Annotated in this window: 3 protein-coding genes; all 3 read left to right on the forward strand. The window is 72.0% G+C overall.

Features of this window, described 5'->3' with window-relative positions; translation table 11 throughout:
- Positions 1-194 precede the first annotated feature (194 nt).
- Genes glcE through glcF form a run of 3 tightly spaced genes read left to right on the forward strand, consistent with a single transcriptional unit; the run spans position 195 to position 3,400 of the window.
- Positions 195-1,319: a glycolate oxidase subunit GlcE gene (gene glcE / locus B2J89_RS20730; RefSeq protein ID WP_169170743.1), complete on the forward strand. Its 1,125-nt coding sequence runs from the start codon at positions 195-197 to the stop codon at positions 1,317-1,319.
- Between the two features lie 4 nt (positions 1,320-1,323).
- On the forward strand, positions 1,324-2,127 hold the full coding sequence (locus B2J89_RS20735) for a YoaK family protein (RefSeq protein WP_169170744.1): 804 nt from the start codon (positions 1,324-1,326) through the stop codon (positions 2,125-2,127).
- A gap of 43 nt (positions 2,128-2,170) precedes the next feature.
- Positions 2,171-3,400, forward strand: coding sequence for a glycolate oxidase subunit GlcF (glcF, locus tag B2J89_RS20740; RefSeq protein ID WP_169170745.1), 1,230 nt, complete (start codon positions 2,171-2,173; stop codon positions 3,398-3,400).
- Positions 3,401-3,679: the final 279 nt, after the last annotated feature.

Below are 3,679 nucleotides of genomic sequence, written 5' to 3' on the forward strand. Positions count from 1 at the left end.
CAAACAGCGCGCGGCCCTTTTTCCGCCCGGCGCTGCGCTCCTCGGCACGGGCAGAGGGGCGGGGGAGCGCGACAGCCAACAGCCACCCGGGCCATCGCTGCGCTCGGCCGGGGCGACCGCGCGCCGCTTTGCTCATGCGCGCCGTGCAGAAAATTCACGCGCTCCGTGCGGGGTGCGGGCTTACCATTCCAAGCATGGACACCGTTCTTTCCCAGATCACCGACCGCGTGCGCGAGGCCGCCACGCACCAGACTGCGCTGCGCATCCGAGGGGGCGGCAGCAAGGACTTTCACGGCGGCGCGGCGCTGCGCGGCGAGGTGCTCGACACGCGCGCCTACACCGGCATCGTCAGCTACGAGCCCAGCGAGCTGGTGGTCACGGCGCGTGCCGGAACACCGCTGGCCGAGCTCGAAGCCGCCCTGGCGGAAAAGCACCAGTGCCTGCCGTTCGAGCCGCCGCACTTCGGCCCCGGCGCGACGGTGGGCGGCATGGTCGCGGCGGGCCTGTCGGGCCCGGCGCGCGCCAGCGTGGGCGCGGTGCGCGACTTCATGCTCGGCGTGCAGCTGCTCAACGGCCGCGCCGAGCACCTGACCTTCGGCGGCCAGGTGATGAAGAACGTCGCCGGCTACGACGTCTCGCGCCTCATGGCCGGCGCCTGGGGCACGCTCGGCGTGCTGACCGAGGTCAGCATCAAGGTGCTGCCCGTGGCGCCGGCCGAGGCCACGCTGCGCTTTGCCTGCGGCCAGGCCGAGGCGCTCACGCGCCTGCACGCCTGGGGCGGCCAGCCGCTGCCGTTCAACGCCAGCTGCTGGGTCGAAGACGCGGGCGTGGGCCAGCTCTATGTGCGCCTGCGCGGCGCGGTCGCCGCGGTCGAGGCCGCGTGCAAGAGCATGGGCGGCGAGCGCCTCGACAACGCGGCCGTCGCCGCCGACTGGAATGCCTGCCGCGAGCAGCGGCTGCCCTGGTTTGCCGCGCGTGCGCAGGCACCGCAGCCGGGCCTGGACCTGTGGCGCCTGTCGGTGCCGGCCACGGCGCCGGTGCTCGCGCTGCCCGCCGGCGTGGCGCCGCCGCTGGTCGAGTGGCACGGCGCGCTGCGCTGGGTGCAGGCGCCGCGCGCGCACGCCCAGGCGCTGCACGACGTGGCCGCGCAGGTGGGCGGAAGTGCTACTCTTTTCAGAGCTTCAGACGCAGGCACAGAAAGCGCTGAGGCCGTTTTTGGCCCCAAGAATGCCGCGCTGGAAAAGATCCAGGCGCGGCTGCGCCAGGCGTTCGACCCGGCCGGCATCTTCAACCCCGCACGCGGGGCAGCGTTGGGCTAGCGGCATGCGGCGGTTGCGCCACCTCACCGGACGCCACCGCACGTCGTCCACCAACCGCACGCTGGGCCTGCTGCTGGCCTTCAACGCGGGCGCGGTGAACGCGGGCGGGTTTCTGGTCGTGCACCTGTACACCTCGCACATGACGGGTTTCCTGTCGCTGCTGGCCGACAACCTGGTGCTGGGCAACATGGCCCTGGTGCTCAGCGCCGTGGGCACGCTGTGGGCTTTTTTGTCGGGCGCGGGCACCACGGCCATCCTGGTCAACTGGGCGCGCAGCCACCGCCTGCGCAGCGGCTTTGCGCTGCCGCTGCTGCTCGAAGCCGTGCTGATGCTGCTGTTTGGCCTGGTGGGGGCCGTCACGCTGACCTGGCACACCGTGTTTGCGGTGCCGCTGACGGTGCTGCTGCTGGCGTTCATCATGGGCCTGCAGAACGCGGTGGTGACCAAGATGTCGGCGGCGCAGATCCGCACCACGCACATGACGGGCGTCATCACCGACCTGGGCATCGAGATGGGCAAGATGCTCTACTGGAACCGCAGCGGCGTCCCGGCCGAAGGCCAGGTGCGCGCCAACCACGCGCGCATGCGCCTGTACGCCAGCCTGCTGGCCATGTTCACGGCCGGTGGCGTGGTCGGCGCGGCCGGCTTCAAATACGTCGGCTTCGTCTGGGTGGTGCCGCTGGCGGCCATCATCCTGGCCCTGTCGCTGCCGCCCCTGGCCGCCGACGCGGGCCGCCTGCGCGCCCTCTGGCGCCTGCGCCAGGCGCTGCGCGCCAAAAACAAGCACACCGTGCAAGACAGCCTCTGAGCCCTGCCGCCCGGCTTTCCTTTTTCACACCCCGACGACCACCATGCAAACCCAGCTTGCTCCCCAATTCCAGGGCACCGACGATGGCCGCGAAGCCGAAGCCATCCTGCGCAAATGCGTGCACTGCGGCTTTTGCACCGCCACCTGCCCGACCTACCAGCTGCTCGGCGACGAGCTCGACGGCCCGCGCGGGCGCATCTACCTGATCAAGCAGGTGCTCGAAGGCCACACGCCGACGCGCAGCACCCAGCTGCACCTGGACCGCTGCCTGACCTGCCGCAACTGCGAAACCACCTGCCCCAGCGGCGTGCAGTACGGCCACTTGGTCGACATCGGCCGCAAGCTCGTCGACGAGCAGGTGCCGCGCCCCCTGGGCGAACGCGCGGCGCGTTGGGCGCTCAAGGAGGGCCTGAGCTCGCCGCTGTTCGCACCCGCCATGCAGCTCGGCCAGGCGGTGCGCGGCCTGTTGCCCGCCGGCGTGCGCGCCAAGGTGCCCGCGCCTGGGCCGGCCGGCGCCTGGCCCAGGCGCGAGCATGCGCGCAAGGTGCTGCTGCTGGCCGGCTGCGTGCAGCCGAGCATGGCGCCGGGCATCAACAGCGCCACCGCGCGCGTGCTCGACGCAGTCGGCATCCAGACCGTCATCGCGCCCGAGGCCGGCTGCTGCGGCGCCGTCAAGTTCCACCTCAACGACCAGGCCGGGGGCCTGGCGCAGATGCGCGCCAACATCGACGCCTGGTGGCCGCACGTGGACAGCGGCGCGGTGGAATGCATTGCCATGAACGCCTCGGGCTGCGGCGTCACCGTGAAGGAATACGGCCACCACCTGCAGCACGACCCGCAGTACGCGGCCAAGGCGGCGCGCATCAGCGCGCTCACGCGCGACCTCTCCGAGCTGCTGCCCGACATCGTGCCGCTGCTGCAGGGCAAGCTCGCGCATGTGCCGCAAGGCGTCATCGCCTTCCACCCGCCGTGCACGCTGCAGCATGGCCAGCAGCTGCGCGGCGGCGTCGAGCAGCACCTGCGCGCGCTCGGCTTCGACGTGCGCGTGGCGCTCAACGAGTCGCACCTGTGCTGCGGCTCGGCGGGCACCTATTCGGTGCTGCAGCCCGCGCTGTCGCAGCAGCTGCGCGAGCGCAAGCTGGACCACCTCGCTGCACTGGAGCCCACCGTCATCACCTCGGCCAACATCGGCTGCATCACCCATCTGCAAAGCGGCACCGCGATACCGGTGCGCCACTGGGTGCAGGTGCTGGCCGACGCGCTCGCGGTGTAGAACGGCCCATACCGCGTGCCCGTGCGCCTTCCCGTTGCCGGCCACCGCAACGGCTGCTGACAGGCCGCTGCGCCAAGGCTGGCATGATTGAGGGTTTTGTTGACCCCCACCAGCCCTGCCATGACCGACTCCGTGCCCGATCCCGACCCGACCGCCGCGCCTGCTGCCCCCGAAGGCGCGGCCGCCCCTTCGGTGCCCGCGAACGCCCCCGCCAGCGACGCTGGCACGCCCCGGCCCGCGGGCGCATCGCGCCGCGGTGGGCGCAACCGCCGCAAGGGC

It is taken from the genome of Acidovorax sp. SRB_24, assembly GCF_012931925.1.

Coding starts and splice junctions, on each gene's coding strand:
- glcE (WP_169170743.1), top strand. CDS start 195: ATGGACACCGTTCTTTCCCAGATCACCGACCGCGTGCGCGAGGCCGCC.
- glcF (WP_169170745.1), top strand. CDS start 2,171: ATGCAAACCCAGCTTGCTCCCCAATTCCAGGGCACCGACGATGGCCGC.
- B2J89_RS20735 (WP_169170744.1), top strand. CDS start 1,324: ATGCGGCGGTTGCGCCACCTCACCGGACGCCACCGCACGTCGTCCACC.